This window comes from Zhongshania borealis (genome assembly GCF_039539625.1).
GTDB classification, from domain to species: domain Bacteria; phylum Pseudomonadota; class Gammaproteobacteria; order Pseudomonadales; family Spongiibacteraceae; genus Spongiibacter; species Spongiibacter borealis.
Genome location: NZ_BAABDM010000004.1, coordinates 66,733 through 89,646, shown reverse-complemented (window position 1 = coordinate 89,646; position 22,914 = coordinate 66,733). Strand labels below are relative to the sequence as shown.

The following is a 22,914-nucleotide window of genomic DNA, read 5'->3' as shown; positions in this document are numbered from 1 at the left end:
CAACTCGCTTTCGTTTTAATATCCAGCCCATTACTTAGAGGCGCCGTAACGTTGCCATGCATCGACCAAACGCTCCTGATTCGCGCGAACATAGGCGCCATTTAAGCGATCGCCATTGAAGTAAGTATTACGCAAATCGTTATATACGGTCGGCACAATATTCGGCCCAAACACAAGGCGGTTGCCCTGTTCACCAAGGATGGTGGTTATCCCATAAGCCCAGTTGGCCTGACCTTCAACATGAACTCCGGCAACTCGCGTCATGCCTTTACGCGGAGTAAGCGGAATAGTAATCCCCAAGGTTGCAAAGGAATTATCTTCCGAGGTTTTGTATAAAAGGTGCAGCCTGACATCACCAACATGCTGGGCGAATTCAAGTCTGTAACCATCATCTTCGTTATAGAAATCACCACCGGTAATACTGACTTCGGTATTGATACTCTGTGCAAAATAACGATAGGACCATAGGCGTGCGTTATGGGTCTTTTCTGGACGGTGCTTTTCTTCAAAATCAGTCGCTAAAATCTTAAATCGATGACGGCCGTCGCCTGGTTCCCAGCGGGTTTCAATCGATCCACCATCAACTGCACCATAAAAGCGGCCATAGGAAATCATACTGGTAAAACCCTGACCATGGCGGAAGGTTTGACTGAAAATACGATCCTTAACCCCTTCGGTGACGCGCTGGTTGTAAAAAACACCACCGTAAATACCGTCACGGGTAAAATCTTTGGTGTCGTTTACATTCCAGTCGCGGCTAACATTCAACGCCGCACCCGGCCACAAGGGCAATACCACGTCGGCCCTAGCCGCGAGCGAGTAATCAAAAACACCGTATTCCGTACCAACTGTTGACGACAAAATTGGTCGGATACGCACATCAGGGCGGAAACCCAAATAATCAATGCTGTTCTTGAGACTCGCAGCAAAAAGGCCGCCATCTGAGCTGCGCCGACGCAGTTTATTTGACGGTGCGGTTATCATTTCAGATTCGGGGATTGCACCATTGCCGTCCAAAAACGTTTTCCAGGCCGCCACTTCACCACCCAAACCAAAGGTCGCAACGCCGTATTTTTCTAGCTGCAAATAAAATCGGTCACCTTCTGGTAGCGCCATGGCGGCAACCCCGGCAGCAACGCCAATTGCATCAATATCATTGGCGTTATACTGAACGTTCTCAAAGGCAATAATCCATTCCCGGCCGTATTTTTGCACCCGAACTTGCTCAAAATTTGCTTTCACAAACCGGTCACGCAGCGCCTTTTCCGCATTTACAGCATCTAACCGCGACATCGCCTCAGACGGCGAAGTGGAAGGCGGAACCAGCAAGGGATTTTCGATCAATGCAGAATCGTCGCCGTAGGACTCAGCAACGACCGACTTGGCACTTAGCGAGGCTGGCCCGCGCGGCCGACTTCTCGGTACGACTCGGGCATACTCAGCAGCCAAAGGTATTTTGACATTAAAGCCGTACCAGTCTTGGCGATCATCTTCGCCTTCTTCTGCGGAATACATCCACAGCATTGAAGCCTGCCAACCACCCGGCAACCATTGCTCCGGCGTAGATAGACGAATACCGGCGTTCAATGAGTACGCGTCATCTTCTAAAATAACACTTAGCCAATCTGCTGCCGCGTATTCCACACCGCCGTATACGCCATCTAAGCGCCCGGTACCCGCAACTCTGCCATCATATGTGCCCACACCCATCGTTGTGCGAAGCGCTCCGTATTGCCAGGTCGCTACGGCATACTTGGTATCGTACTCATTGACTGAGCCACCAAAATCTATTTCGCCTACTGCAAAATTCAGACCTGGCAGTAACTCCCACGGGAGCTGTAACTTGATATTGAAAGATAAGTCAGAGCTAGCTGAGGTAGTCTGTGGCGCTACGTTACGACCAACCATTTCAAAGTGCGGAAAGGCACCCGCAGCAAAATTAAAATCGTTTCCCGTAGTATTTAGCGTGCGCGGATTAGCAAAACGACCATCTACTTGATTATCCCAAGCAATGGTCGCCGTACCAAACTCCAGCACCGACGCATCTGGTACGTTAAGCAGACCACTAACGCCCTGCATATTCATATTCCCTTGCGCAAATGCAAGCGATGGTACGGCCAATAGCAGCCCAGCCCCAATATTCCTTTTCAAGGGAAACCTCTCTGTCTCTAATTTTAATTGTTCATTATTTTAACGCAAAAAAAAGGGCAGCTGAAAGCCGCCCTTTTACTACATCGATGGAACTATCAAACAGTACCGCCGCTACCGCCAGTACCGCCAGTGCCGCCGGTCCCACCGGTTGCGCCAGTTGAATCTGGAGTAGAAGCCGTGCCGCCCGCACCTGCATTATCAGACTGCACTGAAGTAACTGCGGTCGCTTTCGCGGTAGCATATGCTTTGGTTTTCTGAAGTATGTCTGCGGTTACGCTCGGAGCAATTGTTGTACCATTAGTAACAGCGAGAGACAGCTCTTTAGTTAGATCAGCTGCAGAGAATGGCTGCGGTCTACTTGCGGCAACATTAGCTAATCCAGCCAAATACACAGCAAGTTTGCCAGCCGCGTTGTCCGCTAATACGGGCGCACCGTTCTTTATTGGAGTTGAAGCACCCAGCAGATTCAATTCGCCGCCATTTAAGCCGAGACCGGGGGCAATAACACGTATAATTTCTTTAAATGAAGCTAACGATGCAGCACCAGTCCTCTCAGCAGCAGGAACCTTCTTAAACAGTTTGGTAGCCATATCAGTCAGAGTATTTACACCGACGCTATTTCCAACCTGAGCTAGCGCGTCAAGGCTTGGAATCATTGACTCCATTGTATTACCTGAATTGCTTACAAAGGTATCCAATGCTTCGTCGTAATAATTACCGCCAGTACATGCAATGATGATAGGGAAATCTGCTGCACTTAAACCGACAATAGAAACAGGAGCTGTTCCATCTTCGCCAGTTACAACAGGCTCGTTAGCTGGCGTTAACGAAGCACCGGCATTGTTAGTATAAACACACTCAGCGCCGACTACTGCGCCCTGTGCCACACCATTACCGAAGCTAGTCACTCCAGGTGCAGCATCCGCACTTTTATCATTAAAGCATCCAGTCAACGCCGCAGCGGCAACCATGCTGGCAGCAAACATAGTTAGCCGCGTTTTTTTCGAGTTGATCATAGTAAAACTCCATTTCTCATTTTAGAACTAAATATTGCCAGCATCGACGCAAATCGCGCCAGACCCCCACCCAGATAACAGCCAGTAACCTAGCGTTACGTATTTTTTTTTAAACTATATCGCAAGAAACCAAATGCACGCCCTTGGAATAACAGCCATATTAAACCAAAACCTCTAACTAAGTCCGCAGCGACTTAACATTTAACCGCTACAAACCTGAGCTGCACGTACTTATAGCAATATCACTTTATCCTAGCAATTAATTCAACATAATTTAAATGCATTTTTGTTAAACAATTACTATTTGCCGCGTAAAAATCAATCATTTCACGCATGCAAGCTCTACGCCACGACGTAAAGCCTAGATCACACCTAAGATGTGAAGCTGTTTCACCCTCAATTCATAATACTAGAATTGCCACTAGTTACTTATAAGCCTTTGACAAGCCCTTTATTCTCAGCGCATAACATAGCTTAAAGCCTAATTAATTGCACCATGTTCAGCCATTTGCCCCAAAATATACCTTAAATAGGGGGGGCTATCACTTCTTTGCCAGGGATATATACCAAAGCTGGTAGCTCGCTGGCAGCTTTTGTCTCACGTCCCGGAAGCCTTCGTAATGCCTAACAAGGGCCTGTAAGCGCTGACGTCCGGTTAAGCCCCCACGCCGCCCACCATTAACATTGTGGGCGCCAATATTTTTCAATTCCCCGGTCAACTCGGAGAGCCGCTCATAAAACATGACTTCGGTCGCCTCATCCCAGTGCTCAAGCACCAATCCGGCGCCTTCAATCGCCTCTTCTAGGGCCGAACGCTCAGCAAACTGATTAACATGTACGTAGCTGTCGACCTTGGCCCAGGCGCTACGTAACTCATGGAGCGTGTCTGGCCCTAGGGTGGCGATTCGGGCATGACCACCGGGCTTCAACACCCGCTCAATCTCGAACATCAGCCCCGGAAGATTCTCACACCACTGCAAAGCAAGGCTTGAAAATAGCGTCTCGATGCTATTATTTGCCAAGGGCAGATCTTCGGCGTCTCCGCACACAAAGTAATCCGCCACATCTGAATAGCGATCAGCTGCTTGCCGCAACATACCCTGCGCCAAATCAACCGCGACAAGGGGCTTACCCTGCATCCGGCTTTGTAAAGCTGGCAGACCATAACCAGTACCACAACCCAGATCCAAAACGGGCCCACCCAACCTTTCGGACAAATACTCAACCAAGCGATCTGCAACCCGTCGCTGCAATAGCGCAGCGCCATCATAACTTTCAGCTGCGCGGCTAAAAGAACGGCCAATATCTGACTTATTCAGCACCACTGGAACATCGTCAGCGACAAAACCCAAACTACGGCAATAAGAAAGCAACAGAGCACAGAAATCGCCTTCATCAGCCAAAAAGAAGAGATGCCCGCGGCCAGCTATGGTTTGCTCAGTATGCGCAGGGTAACGCCGCGCAAATTCAGCTGCCGCCGCCGCAGGCACCAGCGCATCTTCCTCACCAAAAACATGTAGACAGGGGCAATGCAGTTTCGCCAACGCCTGCCGGTTATCAATGCCCTGCAAACAGGACAAACCCGACGACAAGTGCTCCTGCCTTGGCTCGATAGAAATCTGCTCAAGCTGCACACTAAGCAAATGCGCCAGACTATCTCCATGCAATTGCAATAGTTCAAAACGACGTAAACCGGCGCGAGGCTTATTGGCGACAAGGCGAGAAAAATGCTCAAAATCTTGGCTGGGCATGGCCGCGGACCAATCCGCGTCGGCAACAAACACGGCATTGCTCGCAAGGCAAATCAGCGCTTGCACCCGCTCTGGAAAGCGAACTGCAAGCCGGGTGGCAAGCATGCCGCCTAAGGACCAACCGCAGTAAATTGCTTGCGCAGGCAATAAAGGCAGCAATGCATCGACATAGGCATCTGGGTCACTGCCGTCAGCTAACGCATCGCTACGCCCGCAAGCAGGCAGATCAATCAGGGTAATATGGAAGTCTCGGCGCAATGTCGCCAGCTGAGGTCGCCATATCGATGAGTCACTGGCCCAGCCGTGGAGCAAGACCAATTCTGGGGCATTTTTGCGATAAGACGCTAAATGTTCGCGGTAAATCGCCATTACGCCGCCAACACCTCGACCAACGCCGCTAATAAGCAATCAATATCGGCCTTGCTATGTGCGGCCGACAGAGTGATTCGCAACCTTGAACTGCCGACCGGCACGGTGGGTGGGCGTATTGCCGACACAAGAATGCCGCGCTGTTCCAGCGCCGCACTCAAGGCCATTGCAGCCTGTTCGTCACCAATTAACAGCGGCTGTATTGCGGTATTTGACGGCATTAAGGGAAGCGCGAATGCTTGCGCCTGTTCGCGAAAATAGCCAATTAACTCCTGCAAATGCTGACGACGCCAAGGCTCCTCACTTAAGAGATTCAAGCCCGCAATTGTTGCCGCCGCGACAGCGGGCGGCATTGCCGTTGTGTAAATATAAGGGCGGGCGAATTGAATCAGCGTTTCGATTAAGGCCTCACTTCCGGCGACAAACGCCCCAAAACTGCCAATGCCTTTACCCAAGGTACCCATCAGCACCGGTAACTCCTGCTGACTTAACCCAAAAAATTCAGCACAGCCAGCGCCGCTTTCACCAAGCACGCCAAAACCGTGAGCATCGTCGGCCATTAACCAGGCATTGTATTTTTGGGCGAGCGCGGCAAGTTCAGCTAGCGGCGCCATATCACCGTCCATACTGAACACCGCGTCAACGACAATTAAGCGATTACCATCGGCGGGAAGTTTACGGAGACGACGTTCGAGATCAGCCATATCATTGTGCTGGAAACGCTGAAACCTTGCGCCACTGAGCAAACCAGCATCGAGCAATGAGGCGTGATTAAGGCGATCTTCCAGAATATGGTCGCCCTTGCCAAGCAGCGCGGTGACGGTACCGAGGTTCGCCATATAGCCGGTAGAGAATAATAGCGCCCGATCGCGGCCAGTTATTTTGGCCAGACGCTCTTCTAGCTGGTGATGATAGCTGGAGTGACCACAAACCAAATGCGAGGCACCGCCACCCACACCAAACTGAGCCGCAGTGTCCTGCATTGCCGCTATGAGTTTGGGATGATTTGCCAAGCCCAAATAATCGTTACTGCAAAACTGCAACAATTCGCGGCCATCCATGTGAAGCCGTGCCCCTTGGGCAGACTCCAGCACTCTACGGCTTCGATAACGCGATTGAGCTCGGCGCTCGTCGAGACGGCGCCGCAAAACCTCATTCATCACAATGAATTACTGCATTTTGATTCAAGCAGTCGCGTCGTAGAAATAACGATTATTCTCAACTTGCTGAACTGCACCTAGAAGCATCTCACTTTCAGCCTCGTCATCTTGCTCAACATGACGCTCTTCTGGCTTGATCCCTAAACGGCCAAACAACTCGAGATCTTTATTTGCCTTCGGATTGGGTGTAGTCAGCAGTTTTTCGCCGTAGAAAATGGAATTGGCACCCGCAAAATAGGCTAGCGCATGCATTTCTTCGTTCATGGCCTCACGCCCAGCAGACAAGCGAACATGGGACTTCGGCATTATGATCCGCGCCACCGCAATGGTACGAATAAAATCGAAGGGATCAAGGTCGGCCAATTCAGCCATCGGCGTGCCTTCTACTTTCACCAGCATATTAATTGGCACGCTCTCGGGCTGCACGGGTAAATTCGCCAGTTGCAGCAATAAACCAGCACGGTCTTTTATCGACTCACCCATACCAACAATACCGCCGCTACATACTTTAATCCCGGCGTCTCGCACATTGGACAAAGTGCCAAGACGATCCTGGTAGGTGCGGGTAGTAATAATTTCGCCGTAGAATTCGGGTGAGGTATCAAGATTGTGGTTGTAATAATCGAGACCTGCCTCGGCCAATTCTGCGGCTTGATCACCAGTCAACATGCCCAAAGTCATGCAGGTTTCCAGACCCATTTCCTTTACACCCTTCACCATAGCGGTAACATAAGGCATGTCTTTTTTCTTCGGGGAGCGCCACGCGGCACCCATACAGAAACGCGTTGTTCCCGAAGCTTTAGCTGCGCGGGCCTCCGCCAGCACTTTTTCTACTTCCATCAACTTTTCGGTTTCGAGACCGGTATCGTAGCGGTTACTCTGAGGACAGTATTTACAGTCTTCTGGACAAGCGCCGGTTTTTATAGACAATAAAGTGCTTACTTGAACAGCGTTGGGGTCAAAATTTGCCCGGTGCACGGTTTGCGCTTGAAATAACAAGTCATTAAATGGCTGAGCAAATAAGGCCTGGACCTCTTGGCTAGTCCAGTCAGTGCGGATTGTTGTGGGCGCGAGTGCTGTCATTATAAAGTCCGGTTTGAGCAAGATTATAAAGGCTACTATAATAAAGGCTTAACACAAGCTGTCAACCAGCAAGGATGCTCATGGTTAACAGGTTTTATAAGAAATTGATTTACAAGGCTTTTCAAGGCCGATGCGTACTCTGCAATTACCCCAGCTTTCGGCAATTAGACCTCTGCCACGACTGTGAGGCTGATCTGCCTTGGCTAGAAACTCACTGTGCGCGCTGTGCACTTCCTCTCTCTACTCGCGACAGTTATAGCGAATGTGGTCGCTGCCTCAGTAAACCGCCCATCTTTACCCAATGTTTGACGGCGCTGCGCTATGATTTTCCAGTAGACCGGCTTATCGCCGGTTTTAAACACCACGGCCAACTTCACTACGGCGCCGTGCTAGCTAAGGTTTGGCTTAATTCTATTGGCGGCGACCTAGACGAATTGCCCGAGCTATTAGTGCCTGTACCGATTCATTGGCGGCGACGTTGGCTACGGGGATTCAACCAAGCAACCGTACTGGCAGATGACTGGGGACAAACGCTCGGCATCCCCATCTGCCATGCCTTAAGCCATCCCCACGCAACGCCATCTCAGCAAAACCTTAGCGCCGCGCTACGTCAAAAAAATATACAGCAAGCCTTCACTTTCACCCCCGATAGCCCGATCAAAGGCAAGCACATCGCCATTGTCGACGACGTGGTGACAACAACCGCGACAGCCAATACCGCGGCCGCTATACTGGCGCGCAACGGCGCCCGACAGATCGACATTTGGTGCCTGGCCCGTACACCGTGACCAGCAAACAAGTGGAGGCGACAAATGCATCACCCTCAGCACCGACGCCTTCTACCGCTATTTTTAGGTAAGCGAGTATGAGCCATCAAGATTGGCTGGCAATTATTCTGACCCTAAAGCTTGCGGGCCTCACAACGCTGATTCTGCTGGTTATCGGCACGCCACTCGCATGGTGGCTAGCGAATACACCATGGTGCGGCAAACCGATTGTCGAAGCCCTTGTCGCACTGCCCTTGGTGCTTCCGCCAACCGTGCTCGGCTTTTATTTATTGATCGCGTTTGCGCCCAGCTCACCCATTGCCCAATTTTGGCTCAGCCTAACCGGCGGTAATCTTGCGTTTAGCTTTAGTGCACTGGTGATTGCCTCGGTATTGTATTCTTTACCCTTTGTTGTACAGCCCTTGCAAAGTGGCTTCCAACAAGTCCCCAAAGCACTATTGGAAACGGCCGCAAGTTTGGGTGCATCTGGCCTCGATCGCTTTGCCAGTGTTGCTGCACCCCTCTGCCGCAGTAATTTCTTGGTGGCCATTACCTTGGGCTTTGCCCACACCGTCGGCGAGTTTGGCGTCGTACTAATGATTGGCGGCAATATTCCAGGCCGCACCCAAGTTCTGTCGATCGCACTCTACGACCGAGTCGAATCTCTGCAATACAGCGCTGCCCACTGGCTAGCCGGTGGCCTGATAGCGTTCTCGTTCATTGTGCTTTGCTTGGTATACCGCTTAAACCACTACCGCGGTGTTGACCTTGGCAATAACTATTCAGCAAGGGAACAAGCATGAGCCTGCTGCTATCCCTGCACACACAGCGCGGCGACTTTCAGCTGAACGTCGATACCGCCATTCCCAGCACAGGTATTACCGCCATTTGCGGCCCCAGCGGCAGCGGCAAAACCAGCTTACTGCGATGCATAGCAGGACTCGATTGCGCGCCCGGCGGCATGGTGCAATTTGCTGGCGACGACTGGCAAACTCAAAAAAACTTTGTGCGCTGCGAAAAACGCGGCGTGGGGCTGGTATTTCAAGACGCCCAGTTATTTCCTCACCTTAGCGTTGTGGCGAATCTACGCTACGCACAAAAACGCCAATTTCGTGCGGCCGGCCCGAGCCTTAAGGAAGTCTGCGCTTGGCTGCAAATTACGCCGCTACTAAACCGCAGTGTGGACAAACTCTCCGGTGGCGAACGCAAGCGAATCGCTATTGCCCGCGCTTTGCTACGTCACCCACAACTGCTGTTGATGGATGAACCCCTATCTGGACTGCACGACGCCGCGCGGGACGAAATGATGGACGTGCTGCAAAGCCTTCCCCAACACCTGAGCTTGCCGATTATTTATGTCAGTCACAGCTTTCATGAGGTCAGTCGCCTCGCCGACCATGTTGTACTACTCGAAAAAGGCCAGCTGATTGCCGAAGGTGGGCTCGTTGAGCTAAGTAGCCGCTTAGACCTGCCCCTAAGTCGCCAACAGGATGCCGGCGCAGTACTCAATGCCACCCTGTTTGGGCACGACAACGAATACCAATTAAGCACCTTACAACTAAGTTCTAAGCACCAGCTTAGTATCAATCAAATTTCTGCCGTGTCAGGCCAGCAACTGCGGCTTTTTGTCGCCGCGCGGGATATTAGCATCAGCCTAGAAGCCCCTGTGCAAAGTAGCATTTTGAATATTTTGAGCTGCACCATCGACACGATTGATGGCGAAGCTACCCAGAATACAAGTATGAAACCCCACGTCACTGTGCGCCTAAGTGTCGGCGAACAGTATCTGTTAGCCCGCATCACCCGAAAATCCCGTGACCGCCTTAACCTAAAAGTCGGCCAACAGGTATTTGCGCAAATCAAAACAGTTGCCCTCGTAAATGAATATGGAGTCGCATCATGAGCGAGACCGAACAACAAGATTTTGCCGAACTCAACCCCGACCGGGTCATCGACGCCGTCGAAAGTCTCGGTTTTATTAGCGATTTACGGGTCTTTGCCCTGAATAGCTATGAAAACCGTGTTTACCAGTTTGGATTGGAAGACAAAGAACCGCTGGTGGTGAAGTTTTATCGCCCGGAACGCTGGAGCGACGACCAAATCTTAGAGGAGCATCAGTTTACGCAGCAACTCTTTGATACTGATATCCCGGTTATCGCACCGTGGCGCGACGACGCCGGCACGAGCCTTTTTAGCTTTGAAGGCTACCGCTTTGCTCTCTATCCGCGCCGCGGCGGCCACGCCCCAGCCCTTGATGATATGGACAATCTTTTTCAATTAGGCCGACTTATCGGACGCCTCCACTTAGTTGGCGCCAGTGCACCATTTCAATTCCGGCCAAGCCTAGACGCCCGCAGTTTTGGCGACGAAAGCCGCAGTTTCATCATTGACGGCATCATTCCAGCCAATTTAAGCGATGCCTATGCCAGCCTCAGTGCCGACCTACTAAAATTAGTCCACCAGCGCTTTGCCGATGTCGCCCCAAGCTATATTCGCACCCACGGCGACGGTCACGTTGGCAACATCTTGTCGCGTAACGGTGAGACTTGGCTGGTCGATTTTGATGACAGCCGCATGGCACCGGCAATACAGGATTTGTGGATGTTTCTCTCGGGTGAGCCCGATGCCCAGCAGCGCGCCATTATGGAGCTAGTTGAAGGTTATAATGAGTTTTACGACTTCAACCCCAAAGAGCTGAGCTTAATCGAGGCATTGCGCAGCCTGCGCATTATGCACCACGCGGCTTGGCTCGCCAGACGCTGGCAGGACCCCGCCTTTCCCAAAGCATTTCCTTGGTTCAACACTGAGCGCTACTGGGGCGAGCACATCCTGCAACTCCGCGAACAGCTGGCGCTAATGCAGGAAGCGCCGCTGCGACTTCCCTACTGAAACCTCAAGTGCAAAAAATTGCTGCTCCGGCAATCCAAACTCCGTGTTTACACGTATAACATTGGCAGCTATTTTTGCTTATACTAATAGGTTTGCTTGCAGTCGCAGAGAAATCGGACAACAACGCCTCAATCACCGCCGCAATGAGTGCCGCCCAACCGACAGTGCAGCACTTTGAGAAAAGCCCACATCTGCCAAGCAGAATGGGTCAGGAGTTAAACCATGATAACAATTCAAGTAAACGGTATTGCCCACACCGTCGACGCCCCGGAAGACAAACCCCTTCTCTGGGTCCTGCGCGAGAATCTCAAACTAACCGGAAGCAAATACGGCTGCGGGCAAGCACTATGCGGCGCGTGCACTGTGCACATCGATGGCCAGCCCACCCGTTCCTGCGTAATGCCTATCGGCGCCGTTGGCGACAAAGCAGTGCGCACCGTTGAAGACATTCGCAACGAGCACATCGGCAGCCTCGTTCAAGATGCTTGGCGGGAGCTAAACGTGCCCCAATGTGGCTACTGCCAATCTGGCCAAATCATGGCAGCCACAGCGCTTTTAAAGAACAATTCGGCACCCAGCGATGCCGACATAGACCGCGCCATGTCTGGCAATATCTGCCGCTGTGGCACCTACCCACGAATTCGCAAAGCGATCCACAAAATCGCCAGCGAACAGCTGTAGGAATTAGCGATGACAAACTCTGGACTAAATCGGCGCGATTTCATAAAAATCAGCGTCATGGCCGGTGGCGGGTTGCTAGTCGCTTGCGGCGGCTCGTCGCGCAGCCGCACAGCGAACAACCCCGATGACAATAACGGCACACCACCAACTGTCGCCGAAGAACACATCATTGGCGAATTCATGCGTATTGCCACCGATAACCGCATTACGGTTCTTGTCGGCGCTACCGAAATTGGCCAAGGTGCACTTACCTCCATCCCAATGATAGTAGCTGAAGAACTGGATGCAGACTGGAGTTTGGTCAGTGCCGAACAGTCCCCAGTCGCCGCAAACTTCAATAACCCGTATTTTCAAAATTTACTGCAATTCACCGTGGCCAGCTCGGCCATTCGCGGCTACTTCGACGCGCAGCGCAGTATTGGTGCTACCGTCAGACAAATGCTAATAAACGCCGCCGCAAAACGCTGGGATGTCGACCCCAGCAGCTTGCGCACTGAGGCTAGCTATGTCTTCGACGACATTGGCGGACGCAGCGCAAGTTACGGAGAGCTTTCTAGCGCCGCTGCAGAGGAGGATATTCCCAGCAGCCCTAGCCTGAAAGATCCGGCCAACTACCGCATTATTGGCACCTCGCCTCAGCGCACCGACGCCAGCGACAAAACCGACGGCAGTTTTAAGTACGGAATGGATGTCGACATTCCCGGTATGCTTACCGCACTGATTGCGCGCCCACCACGCTTCAACGGCCAAGCCTTGAGCGTTGACGACAACGCCGCACTGGCGGTTCCCGGCGTGCAAAGTGTGCACACTATTCCCGGCGGTGTTGCTGTGGTCGCCGACGACTTTTGGGCCGCACAGCAAGGGCGAAAAGCCCTGCAAGTTAGTTGGAACGAATTATTGGCTGGACGCACTGACTCAGAAAGCCAGCGGGCAGAGTACAACTTCAAACTCAACTTGCCCGGCGTGCCAATTCGCTCTGACGGTTCAACCCTCCTCGCGCAGTTACAAGCAAATGAGACCCTGAGCGCGGACTACTATTTTCCGTTTATGGCCCACGCCGCCATGGAGCCCCTCAATGTTGTCGTAGACTACGACGGCAGCAGCGCCGAGATTTGGACCGGCACTCAGTCGGCCACCCTCGACAAGGTGTTTGCAGGGGTCGTCTTAGGTTTACTGCCGGATCAAATAAATTTCCATATGATGCCCGCGGGCGGCGGCTTTGGCCGACGCGGCAACCCCCTAGCGGACTTTGTCCGGGACGCCTGCTTTGTTGCCAAAGCACTACAGCAACCTGTCAAAGTTATTTGGACCAGAGAAGACGACATGAAAGGCGGTTATTATCGCCCTGCGGCTGCCGTGCGAGTATCCGCCTCACTAAACAGTGCCGATGAGATCACCGCATGGACGCATCGAGCCGTCACCCAAGATGTGACCGCATCGCTGTATGTCGAAAATGCCCTAGACGCCCTGCACGATATGGAGCTACCGCCACTGGCAGAGCTGACAGACTTTGAAACCGGCATGCCCTATAAAATTGACAACGTCACCATGGACGTACACCTTACAGTGCTGCCGAATATGCCCTCATTGTGGATGCGTTCGGTCAATAAATTCACCGACGTTTTTGCCCAAGAGACATTTATCGACGAATTGGCACTTAAGGTAAACCAAAACCCCTACACCTTCCGGCGGCAATTGCTAAGCGACAAACCTCGTCACTTAGCCGTTCTCGATGCCGTAGCTCAAGCAGCGAACTGGGGAAGTACCTCCGGCGTTAAGCAAGGTATCGCTGTTATGGGCCATTGGAACAGTTTTGTCGCCCAAGTGGTGGAGGTGTCGGTATCGGCGGGTCGTGAACTGACCATACACAGAGTCGTAAGCGCGGTGGATTGCGGCACCGCTGTTAATCCTGACCTTGTCATCGCGCAAGTGGAGTCAGCGGTTATTTTTGCGCTATCTAGCGTGCTGTTCGGCGAAATACTGCTGGACGATGGCGTTGTACAGCAGAGCAATTTCGACGACTACCCCGTCTTGCGTATGCATCAAACACCGATTATTGAGACAGTAATAGTAAACAGCGGCAATACCGTCGGCGGCGTGGGCGAAATCGGAGTACCTTGCGTTGGTCCCGCGCTCGCAAACGCGATATTCACAGCCACAGGCGAACGTATTCGCGAGCTGCCACTGAGCCGTCTAAACTTTATCATCGCGTAATCGGGGAGCCGACCATGACACCGTATTTTAAGAAAATCCGCGGCCGCCTGCGCGTTATCAGCTTAGCCGTGTTTACGACTGTAATCAGCGCGGCATCCTACGCGCAGTCGCCGTTATTCGCGCCACTGTTTGAGGTACTAAGCCACCCGCGCTGCATGAATTGCCACACCAAAACCGAATTCCCAAGGCAAGGCGACGAGCGGCGACGCCACGACCAGCTCGTGGTTCGCGGCGAAGACAACCATGGCGCACCGACCTTACAGTGCTCTGCATGTCACCAAGATGAAAATGTTGCCGATGGCGAGGTGCCCGGCGCACCACACTGGGGGCTGGCGCCGCTAAGCATGGCCTGGGAGGACTTAAGTGCCGGCCAGCTGTGCACCGTATTAAAAGATACCACTAAAAATGGCAACCGAAGCTTGGAAGACTTATTCCATCACATGACTGAAGACGCGCTCGTTTTGTGGGCTTGGATGCCTGGCGCGACGCGCAGTACGCCACCATTAAGTCAGAGTGAATTTGCTGAGGCTTTGCGAGCGTGGGTGAATGCCGGAGGGCCCTGCTAAATTCCCGTCCGTGGGAAGTTGCAAAATGATTACGCGCGGGAGGTGCGCTTATGGCTCTGTGCCTCGGCCACCCTGATAATTTCCAAGATGCGGCCCTTACCATTGAGTAAGGGCCAATGAAAACGCCGCCCCGCACGCAGCCCAATTAATGCACAGCCTACCGGCGAAAGAATAGAAACCTTTCTTTTGGTTAAATCCGCCTGCCACGGTAATACCAACATTATTTTACTCTCTTTACTCAACGCCGGATCAAACAAGTCTACCGTCGCATTTAACGACACAACATTGTCAGGAAAGGCCTCATCCGCCAGCACTTTTGCTTTATTAATTTCGCCTGCAAGTGCTGCTGTTGCCTCAGATCGATTGCGCTGTATAAACTCGGACAAGGATCGATAATCCGACTCTTTAATCAACAAATACTCGTCATCTGCATTAGTCAAAACGGTTCTCTCCAAGCGTGATATCAACAGCGTGACGAAGCTTATTACTGCCCACAGCGCTGATATAATTGTATAGCGAGGTTAATCAGGCGACCGAGTGACTCGATCGCCTCGAAAGAGAAAGACTGTCACCGAAATATCGGGCAGGCCGTCCACTCAACGTATTTAACATTCTATTTGCCACTTTTTTTATTATTCGTGGCAGCCACATTAGCATGTCGCCGTTCAAAAACAAGCAAGCAAACTTGCGCCTGTTCAAAGTTTAGGCAATTGAAATGCCATGTCACGCTTCAATCAAATAGGCACTAGCGTTAAACGGCAAGAAACACGCGCGACTACATTAATTTTTTAAGCGATAACCGGTACGAAATATCCAAGCGATCAGCGCCAGGCAAGCCAGCATAAACAATAAAATCATACCAACACTAACCCCGACATTAACATCCGCTACATCGTAAAAACTCCAGCGAAACGCACTGATCAAATACACCACCGGATTCGCGAGAGTAATGGTCTGCCAGAGTGGCGGCAGCATGGTAATAGAGTAAAAACTGCCCCCCAGAAACGTCAGCGGGGTCACAATCAACATTGGAATAATTTGCAGCTTTTCAAAACCGTCGGCCCAAATCCCAATAATAAAACCGAACAAGCTAAAGGTAACTGCGGTTAACAGTAAAAACGTGACCATCCATACTGGGTGAGCAATATGATAATCAACAAATAAACGCGCAGTAATCAGAATAATAATCCCAAGAACCACCGATTTAGTGGCCGCAGCGCCGACATAACCGAGGAGGATTTCGGGCATTGAGATAGGAGCCGACAAAATCTCGTAAATGGTGCCATTGTACTTGGGAAAGTAAATACCAAATGAGGCGTTAGAAATACTCTCGGTTAATAGCGCCAACATAATTAGTCCGGGAATAATAAAAGCGCCGTAGCTAACGCCATTTATCTCGACCATTCTGGAGCCGATTGCCGAGCCAAATACGACAAAATACAATGATGTAGAAATAACAGGGGAGGCAATACTTTGCATCAAAGTGCGCCAAGTGCGGCCCAGCTCAAATTTGTAAATAGCGCGAATTGCATAAAAATTCATGAATTCACCTCCGACTGCGGCGCAGCACTGACTTGTTGAGGCGAGGAAACCAAACTAACGAATATTTCTTCTAAGGAACGCTGACGCGACTGCAAGTCTTTGTAGTCAATGCCGTGCTCGTCGAGGCGGCGAAAGAGATCGGCAATCCCAGTGTGCTCGCCCTGGCTATCAAAGTGATAAATTAACTCCATCCCCTCGTTGCCGAGACTGAGCGGATACGATTGCAGCTCTAGCGGCAGCACCTCGAGCGGCCGCTGCAATTGCAGTCGCAATTGCTTTTGTCCAAGCTTGTCCATTAGCGCACTTTTCTCTTCAACCAGAACAATTTCGCCTTTGTTAATTACCCCAATGCGATCAGCCATCTCTTCGGCTTCTTCAATGTAATGAGTGGTTAAAATAATCGTGACGCCGCGCTCACGTAGTTCGCGTACCATATCCCACATATCCCGGCGCAGCTCTACGTCTACCCCCGCGGTTGGCTCATCCAAAAACAGAATTTCAGGTTCATGAGACAACGCCTTGGCGATCATAACCCGGCGTTTCATTCCGCCCGATAAGGACATAATCCGCGCGTCTTTTTTATCCCAAAGCGAAAGTTGCCGCAGAATTTGCTCTATATAAGCCGCGTTCGGCGGCTTTCCGAACAGGCCTCGACTAAAGGTCACCGTTGCCAGCACACTCTCAAAACCATCGGTGCAGAGTTCCTGTGGCACCAAACCAATTTTACTGCGCGCAGCGCGATAATCTCGCACAATGTCGTGACCATCGGCGCTGATCGTTCCACTACTTGGATTGACAATTCCGCAGATAATACTAATTAAGGTGGTTTTACCCGCGCCATTGGGACCGAGAAGCGCAAAAATTTCGCCCTGCAGAATATCGAGGCTAATGTTGTTTAAAGCCTGAAAGCCCCCGTCATAGACTTTATTTAGATTGGACACGCTAATAATGGCCGACACACAGACTCCTAGCTAAGGACAGCGAAAATAATCCGCAAGAAGTGTCAACCATGTCTGCGCTCTAGGCAAGGGCTACAGAGGATTTGTGATTTACGTAGACTGCAATTGCCGCCAAAACATATCCGCCGCAGTGTCGCTCATTGCCGCCACGGCTGCGGAGTCCAGATAAATACCGTCGATCAGCAGCCGACTCATGCCATGCAAAGTTGACCAAGTGACTTGAGCATAGCGCAATGGGTCGACAGCAGATTCAAGCAACGTCGATTTCTGCCAGTGGCGAATATGCTCTATATAGACTTTAAAGGAGGCGTAAGCGACCTCTTTTAAGGAGGCCGTTAATTGTTGCGACTTCCATAAATGCCCGCCGAACATAAGGTCATAATACTCGGCGTTGTTCACCGCAAAATCGATGTAACGCCGAATAAACAGGCGAATAGCGGCCTCATCAACAACGGCAGCTTGATCGCCGATTTCACCAGACTCAGGGCGAACAGAAACAATCCCTCGAAAACGACGAAACCCCTCTTCCGCCACCGCACACAATAAAGCCTGTTTATCGCTAAAATGATGGTATGGCGCGGTACGCGACACCCCGACAGCTAAGGCCAGCTTACGCATTGATAGCGCAGCCTCGCCCTCTTCACGAATCAACTTAGCCGCAGCATCGAGCAATTGCCGCCGCAAATCACCGTGATGATAGGGTTTGTGATCGCCTAAGCCATGGCTGGAACCACTATTTTCAATATCTGAATTTGACATTAGCGCAATCTATCAAGCTAACTTGACGCTGTCTACATTGCTCTTTTTATACGTGTACAGCGACCACCGCCCTCAAGGGTAATATCGCCGTCTTCATTTCATCACATTACGGCCTTAACATAGGCGCGAGTATCTCCGTAGAACTCACGGGAACAATACGCTAACCGCGCACTCCATTATCACATGCATCAGCGCCATTAGGATCAATATGAGTAAAATCACCACCCACGCGGTTATTGGACTGCTATGCGTATACCTCATGACCTCACAACTTAGCGTCGCAGCTGAGGAAAATGCGACCAGCAATCGCCGTACTACGGTCGGCAGCCAAGCACTTACTGAGATGAGCGGCATGACCGCCAGCGCAATCCACAACAACCGCTATTGGGCTCACAATGACAGCGGCGACCGAGCCCGCTTATTCGTCTTTGACGGAAACGGCACCGTTTTAAGCGAACTCAAAATCAAAGGAGCCGGCGCGTTTGATTGGGAGGACATGGACAGCTTTAGCGATGGCAGTGACGGCTTTCTGCTTGTTGGCGACATTGGCGACAATATGGCGTTTCGACCATTTACCGATGTGTATTTAGTCAAGGAACCTACCGAGCTAAAGTCCCCCACAACTGAAGGCCAAGTTCTACGCCATTTTATCCTCAACAATGAAGACGGCCCTCGCGACGCCGAAGCTCTCGCTGTGGACGGTCGAGCGCGCTTTGTGTACATCTTAAGTAAGCGCGACACTCACCCCCGTCTGTATCGCTTTTCACTCGACGCGCTTCCCGGCCAGCCCGTGCCGTTAAACTATCTGGGCGAAGTTCGCAGTATACCGAGCGTAGATAAACATCAAGCTCAGGGCACCGGGCGCATTAGCCATTTCTCGCCCACCGCGATGGCATTCAGTCCAGAAGGCGATGCGGCAATCATTGTTACCTTACGCAATACCTATTACTTTCCGCGCGCCACCAATCAAACGTGGCTTCAAGCGCTGAACGAAACACCTATGGTAGTGAAGGTAAAACGCATGCCGCAAATCGAAGCTGGAACGTTTAGCCGAGATGGCGCACAGCTACTTATCGGCTCGGAGGGCATACCCGCCAAGATTGAAATTTTACCCAGACCAAAATCAAAGTAACCCGTACGCTTTCATCGAGTAATGATAAGGGCTTAGTCTGTGTTGCTCGGTTTAAACAGTATTCGCAACCAGCGGAAAAAACCATTTTTTTGCAGCACCATCCTATCGACCCCATCGAAAAATTTCGCCTGCCCCACGGGATCGGCGAAATAATCGGCGCGGGTCTGCATTGGCCGATTCACATCCAGTTCCTTCACCACTACAGCCGGGTTACCCGCCACCACCACATTCGGCGGAACATCGCGGCTCACCACAGCACAGGCGGCCACAACACTGTTGTCACCGATACTTACGCCCTTAAGCACGGTGCAGCGATCACCCAGCCAAACATTATTGCCAATATGTACTGGCGTAACATCGGTACTGCGACTCGCGCGGTCGTACATTTTGTGCCAATCGCTGTCAGTGATGTACACGCCGTTAGCAATCATGACACTGTCACCAATAACAATTTCGCTGGCCGCCGAAATCCGCGTGCCGGGGCTAATAAGTACGTAATCACCGATTTTAATGCGACCACTGTGTTCGTCCTTCCCCCAAACCCCGATTTTAACTCGATTTTCGGGCTCGCCAATGACGGTTGCGCAATGGCCTATTTCTATATTTGGCCCAGAAATAGAGATATACCAGGGCTTCATAAACGTAGGGTAATCGCCTAAAAAATCACAGGCAGGCTTGAGAAAATGCTGGGTATACCAGCTACGAAAGCTCAGGTAGGTCTTTTTAACCCAATAGGGCCGTTGATCCTGTCGCATGCTTTGTCCATTGCGCTAAAAGCTGAACAGTGTCGCAAGTGCGTCGCAGTGGAGCAATGCTTGAAAGATTACCAAACCATGACGATCGTCGCCTTATCGCAATCGCCCGTTACAGCAGCGCCTGCCAGCGCTATACTAGGGCAACATTCTCGACACGCACTTGCCATTGATCATGACTATTCGCGCCGCAAAGCAAACCGACAAACTCGACCCAGTTTGGCAAACCATTCGCAAGGAAACTGCCCGCGAGGTTGAACGCGAGCCCGTGCTAGCCAGTTTCCTGCACGCGACTATTCTCAATCACGACACCTTGGAAACCGCGCTGAGCTTCCACTTAGCGCAGATTCTCAATAGTCCGGCGGCGTCGGCTTTATTGGTAAGAGAAGTAATTGAAAAGGCGTTCATCGCCGACCCCGAAATTGGCCGCGCCATACGCGCGGATATCTGCGCAGTATTTGAGCGCGACTCAGCCTGCGCCAGCTTATCGATACCTTTTCTGTATTTTAAAGGCTTCCATGCCCTGCAATCCTACCGCATTGCCCACTCACTATGGGTGCAGGGGAGAACGTCTTTAGCACTATTTTTCCAGAACCGAATTTCCTGTGAATTCGGGGTCGACATTCACCCCGCCGCTAAAATTGGTCGGGGCATTTTAATGGACCATGCCACCGGTATCGTCATTGGTGAAACCGCTGTGGTCGGCAATAATGTATCGATTATGCAGTCAGTCACCCTAGGCGGTACTGGCAAAGAAGAAGGCGATCGCCACCCCAAGGTCGCTGACGGCGTATTACTAAGCGCTGGTGCTAAAATACTGGGTAATATTCATATTGGTGAGGGCGCGCAAGTCATGGCCGGCAGCGTCGTTCTACGTGACGTACCACCGCATACGCTGGTCGCCGGCGTACCTGCCAAAGTTATTGGCAAACCCGACTGCCTCGCCCCCGCCTTGTCGATGAATCATCGCGCGTGCTGTGACGAGTAAACGACGGATAAAATAAAGACCTTTTATCCGTCGCGTCTATGGCACGTTGCGAACACTCTGCCTTAACGCTTACACACAGGTTTAATACCATTTGCCTGCGCACGCTGATACAGCGGCGTTGCCGTTGCCAGCTGTTTCTGTAGGTCCTTAATACGCGAAGCGTGTGACGGGTGGGTAGACATAAACTCTGGTGGCTGACCGCCGCCAACCGCGCTCATGTTTTGCCAAAGACTGATACTGGCTTCTGGATTAAAGCCAGATTTCGCCATCAGGTCTAAACCCACTAGGTCAGCCTCAGACTCTTGGGCGCGGCCGTAGGGCAGCACTACGCCAAATTGGGTACCTAAACCCAATAGACCCATAACCGTTTCTTTACCCGCGCCTTCACCAAGTAATACCCCAATTAGCTGCGTGCCAGTGCCCGCAACACTCTGTACCGACATTCGCTCTGCGCTATGATGCGCTAAAACGTGGCCTACTTCGTGGCCAATCACCGTCGCCAGCTGATCGGTCGTTTTAGCGACTGCAAATATGCCTGTGTGCACACCGATTTTTTTACCTGGTAAAGCAAAAGCATTCGCCGACGCTTCTTCAAATACCACCACCTCCCAACTACCGCGCCATTCAGTAGGCAAGCTCGCAGTGATGGCATCAGCAATACAGCTGACATAGCGATTTGTCGCGCCGTCTTTATTAATGGTCATTTTTTTCTTCATGTCGTCAAATGCTACGCCACCCATTTGCGACATTTCACCATCAGAAAATAAAAGCACTTGGCGACGACCCGTGGGGGATTCGGCGCAGGCAACTAAGCCAAGCGAAATGACCACAGCCAAAACCGACTTAAACATTTTCATAAAACACCTTATTAGCGTTAAAGTAATTCGGAATTAAGACCACCATTATGGCATAGCCGCCTGCACTGTGAATGGTGTAGTCTTCCAGAATACAAAAAGGAGTGTGAACAGTGTCAGAGCTTTGTGGCTGGTGCTTAAGCGACCCTCAATATATTGCTTACCACAATCAAGAATGGGGCGTTCCCTGTGATGACGACCGCACTCATTTTGAGTTTTTAATCCTAGAGGCCGCCCAAGCAGGTCTAAGTTGGCTGACCGTGCTACGTAAACGCGAAGGCTATCGAATGGCCTTCGCCGACTTCAGCCCCCATAAAGTCGCTAAATTCGATGCGGATATGGTCGAGATATTAAAAGCCAACCCAGGTATTGTTCGTAATCGCTTAAAAATAGAAAGCACCATAAGCAATGCTAAACTCTTTTTGGAAATTCAAAAGGAATACGGCAGCTTCGCTCGGTATATGTGGTCCTACTTCGACGACAAGCCAATACAAAATCAATGGCTAACGTTGGCTGACGTACCCGCCACTAGCGAGCAGTCCGATCAAATCAGCAAGGACCTAAAAAAGCGCGGTTTCCGCTTTTTTGGCAGCACCATCTGCTACGCCTATTTGCAGGCATTAGGATTTGTCAATGATCACCTGCTAAGCTGCCCCAGACATGCGGCCTGTGCCGAATTAGGCAAAAATTTTCATGCTCATTGGCAAGATGAAGGATCTACATAATGAAATTCGCCAGCGTATTGATTTTAAGCCTTAGCGCCGTACTAAGTGCCTGCAGCACGAGCAAGGTAATTACAGACTACAACCCGAGTAGCGATTTCAGTGCATACCAGCAGTATCACTGGTCGGAGCAAAGTGGCGCCGACAAAAACATCTCGCCATTCCTTATCGAAAATGTAAAGGCTGCGCTCCAAATTCAGCTCAAAAATCGTTTATTCACCCAAGCTCAAACCCCTGAAAATGCTGACTTTATCGTTCAATACTATTTAGCTGAAGCGGCCGAAACGATTGATCGCAGCCCTCGCATAGGCTTAGGTTTCGGCAGTTTTGGTAGCAATATCGGCGTAAGCACCTCAGTCGGAGTCCCGCTGGGCAAGGACACCATCAACCGCAATGTGCAAATTATTATTGATTTCCTGAATCCAAATGACATGAAATTGAGCTGGCGCGGGTCGTTAGTCAGCGAACTTCACAACAGCGACCCCAAAGTCAACGCCGCGACCATTGAGCAGGCAGTCACAGAAATTTTAGCCCAGTTCCCCCCAAGCCAAAAATAGCC

General features: G+C 51.2%; 22 protein-coding genes. 11 read left to right on the top strand and 11 right to left on the bottom strand.

The features are described 5' to 3' along the window. Window positions 1-30: 30 nt before the first annotated feature. From ABD836_RS11760 to bioB, 5 genes are all read right to left on the bottom strand, one after another. Window positions 31-2,079: a YjbH domain-containing protein gene (locus ABD836_RS11760; protein ID WP_344936091.1), complete on the bottom strand. Its 2,049-nt coding sequence runs from the start codon at window positions 2,077-2,079 to the stop codon at window positions 31-33. A 167-nt stretch (window positions 2,080-2,246) separates the two neighbouring features. Beyond that, window positions 2,247-3,167 (bottom strand): hypothetical protein, encoded by a 921-nt coding sequence (locus ABD836_RS11755; RefSeq protein ID WP_344936089.1) that lies wholly within the window; start codon window positions 3,165-3,167, stop codon window positions 2,247-2,249. A gap of 542 nt (window positions 3,168-3,709) precedes the next feature. Continuing rightward, complete coding sequence (gene bioC / locus ABD836_RS11750; protein WP_344936087.1) at window positions 3,710-5,326, bottom strand: malonyl-ACP O-methyltransferase BioC; 1,617 nt, start codon at window positions 5,324-5,326, stop codon at window positions 3,710-3,712. After that, entirely contained in the window at window positions 5,287-6,447 is a 1,161-nt protein-coding gene (gene bioF, locus ABD836_RS11745; RefSeq protein ID WP_344936085.1) for an 8-amino-7-oxononanoate synthase, read from the bottom strand. The genes bioC and bioF overlap by 40 nt, the downstream gene beginning before the upstream one ends. 24 nt (window positions 6,448-6,471) lie before the next feature. Further along, complete coding sequence (gene bioB / locus ABD836_RS11740; protein WP_344936083.1) at window positions 6,472-7,530, bottom strand: biotin synthase BioB; 1,059 nt, start codon at window positions 7,528-7,530, stop codon at window positions 6,472-6,474. Window positions 7,531-7,610: 80 nt separating this feature from the next. On the opposite strand from bioB, the gene ABD836_RS11735 reads away from it, so the two are divergent. From ABD836_RS11735 to ABD836_RS11705, 7 genes are all read left to right on the top strand, one after another. Beyond that, entirely contained in the window at window positions 7,611-8,318 is a 708-nt protein-coding gene (locus ABD836_RS11735) for a double zinc ribbon domain-containing protein (RefSeq protein WP_344936081.1), read from the top strand. A gap of 77 nt (window positions 8,319-8,395) precedes the next feature. Then, complete coding sequence (modB, locus tag ABD836_RS11730; protein WP_344936079.1) at window positions 8,396-9,100, top strand: molybdate ABC transporter permease subunit; 705 nt, start codon at window positions 8,396-8,398, stop codon at window positions 9,098-9,100. Next, window positions 9,097-10,200 carry a molybdenum ABC transporter ATP-binding protein gene (gene modC / locus ABD836_RS11725; RefSeq protein ID WP_344936077.1) on the top strand — a complete coding sequence of 368 codons (1,104 nt, stop codon included), beginning with the start codon at window positions 9,097-9,099 and terminating at the stop codon, window positions 10,198-10,200. Before modB ends, modC begins: the two co-directional genes overlap by 4 nt. After that, entirely contained in the window at window positions 10,197-11,186 is a 990-nt protein-coding gene (locus ABD836_RS11720; RefSeq protein WP_344936075.1) for a serine/threonine protein kinase, read from the top strand. Before modC ends, ABD836_RS11720 begins: the two co-directional genes overlap by 4 nt. A gap of 222 nt (window positions 11,187-11,408) precedes the next feature. Continuing rightward, window positions 11,409-11,867, top strand: coding sequence for a (2Fe-2S)-binding protein (locus ABD836_RS11715; RefSeq protein ID WP_344936072.1), 459 nt, complete (start codon window positions 11,409-11,411; stop codon window positions 11,865-11,867). A gap of 9 nt (window positions 11,868-11,876) precedes the next feature. Then, window positions 11,877-14,081, top strand: coding sequence for a xanthine dehydrogenase family protein molybdopterin-binding subunit (locus tag ABD836_RS11710; RefSeq protein ID WP_344936070.1), 2,205 nt, complete (start codon window positions 11,877-11,879; stop codon window positions 14,079-14,081). 14 nt (window positions 14,082-14,095) lie between these two features. Continuing rightward, the gene (locus ABD836_RS11705) at window positions 14,096-14,647 is read left to right on the top strand and encodes a hypothetical protein (protein ID WP_344936068.1); all 552 of its coding nucleotides are present in this window, start codon (window positions 14,096-14,098) and stop codon (window positions 14,645-14,647) included. A 29-nt stretch (window positions 14,648-14,676) separates the two neighbouring features. Here the strand turns inward: ABD836_RS11705 and ABD836_RS11700 are convergent, their stop codons facing one another. From ABD836_RS11700 to ABD836_RS11685, 4 genes are all read right to left on the bottom strand, one after another. Continuing rightward, window positions 14,677-15,087, bottom strand: coding sequence for a GreA/GreB family elongation factor (locus tag ABD836_RS11700; RefSeq protein WP_344936066.1), 411 nt, complete (start codon window positions 15,085-15,087; stop codon window positions 14,677-14,679). A 340-nt stretch (window positions 15,088-15,427) separates the two neighbouring features. Continuing rightward, window positions 15,428-16,189 (bottom strand): ABC transporter permease, encoded by a 762-nt coding sequence (locus ABD836_RS11695; RefSeq protein WP_344936064.1) that lies wholly within the window; start codon window positions 16,187-16,189, stop codon window positions 15,428-15,430. After that, on the bottom strand, window positions 16,186-17,148 hold the full coding sequence (locus ABD836_RS11690) for an ABC transporter ATP-binding protein (RefSeq protein WP_344936062.1): 963 nt from the start codon (window positions 17,146-17,148) through the stop codon (window positions 16,186-16,188). The genes ABD836_RS11695 and ABD836_RS11690 overlap by 4 nt, the downstream gene beginning before the upstream one ends. 90 nt (window positions 17,149-17,238) lie before the next feature. Beyond that, window positions 17,239-17,907 (bottom strand): TetR/AcrR family transcriptional regulator, encoded by a 669-nt coding sequence (locus tag ABD836_RS11685; RefSeq protein WP_344936060.1) that lies wholly within the window; start codon window positions 17,905-17,907, stop codon window positions 17,239-17,241. 208 nt (window positions 17,908-18,115) lie between these two features. Between ABD836_RS11685 and ABD836_RS11680 the strand changes: the two genes are divergently transcribed. Continuing rightward, on the top strand, window positions 18,116-19,039 hold the full coding sequence (locus ABD836_RS11680) for a hypothetical protein (RefSeq protein ID WP_344936058.1): 924 nt from the start codon (window positions 18,116-18,118) through the stop codon (window positions 19,037-19,039). A 32-nt stretch (window positions 19,040-19,071) separates the two neighbouring features. Here the strand turns inward: ABD836_RS11680 and ABD836_RS11675 are convergent, their stop codons facing one another. Continuing rightward, complete coding sequence (locus ABD836_RS11675; protein WP_344936055.1) at window positions 19,072-19,794, bottom strand: acyltransferase; 723 nt, start codon at window positions 19,792-19,794, stop codon at window positions 19,072-19,074. Between the two features lie 172 nt (window positions 19,795-19,966). Between ABD836_RS11675 and cysE the strand changes: the two genes are divergently transcribed. After that, on the top strand, window positions 19,967-20,779 hold the full coding sequence (cysE, locus tag ABD836_RS11670; RefSeq protein ID WP_344936052.1) for a serine O-acetyltransferase: 813 nt from the start codon (window positions 19,967-19,969) through the stop codon (window positions 20,777-20,779). 62 nt (window positions 20,780-20,841) lie between these two features. On the opposite strand, the gene ABD836_RS11665 is transcribed toward cysE, so the two are convergent. Further along, complete coding sequence (locus ABD836_RS11665; protein WP_344936049.1) at window positions 20,842-21,636, bottom strand: M48 family metallopeptidase; 795 nt, start codon at window positions 21,634-21,636, stop codon at window positions 20,842-20,844. A gap of 110 nt (window positions 21,637-21,746) precedes the next feature. Here ABD836_RS11665 and ABD836_RS11660 point away from each other — a divergent pair, with 110 nt between their 5' ends. Both ABD836_RS11660 and ABD836_RS11655 read left to right on the top strand, forming a co-directional pair. Next, on the top strand, window positions 21,747-22,358 hold the full coding sequence (locus ABD836_RS11660; RefSeq protein WP_344936047.1) for a DNA-3-methyladenine glycosylase I: 612 nt from the start codon (window positions 21,747-21,749) through the stop codon (window positions 22,356-22,358). Then, on the top strand, window positions 22,358-22,912 hold the full coding sequence (locus ABD836_RS11655) for a DUF4136 domain-containing protein (RefSeq protein ID WP_344936044.1): 555 nt from the start codon (window positions 22,358-22,360) through the stop codon (window positions 22,910-22,912). The genes ABD836_RS11660 and ABD836_RS11655 overlap by 1 nt, the downstream gene beginning before the upstream one ends. Window positions 22,913-22,914 lie beyond the last annotated feature (2 nt).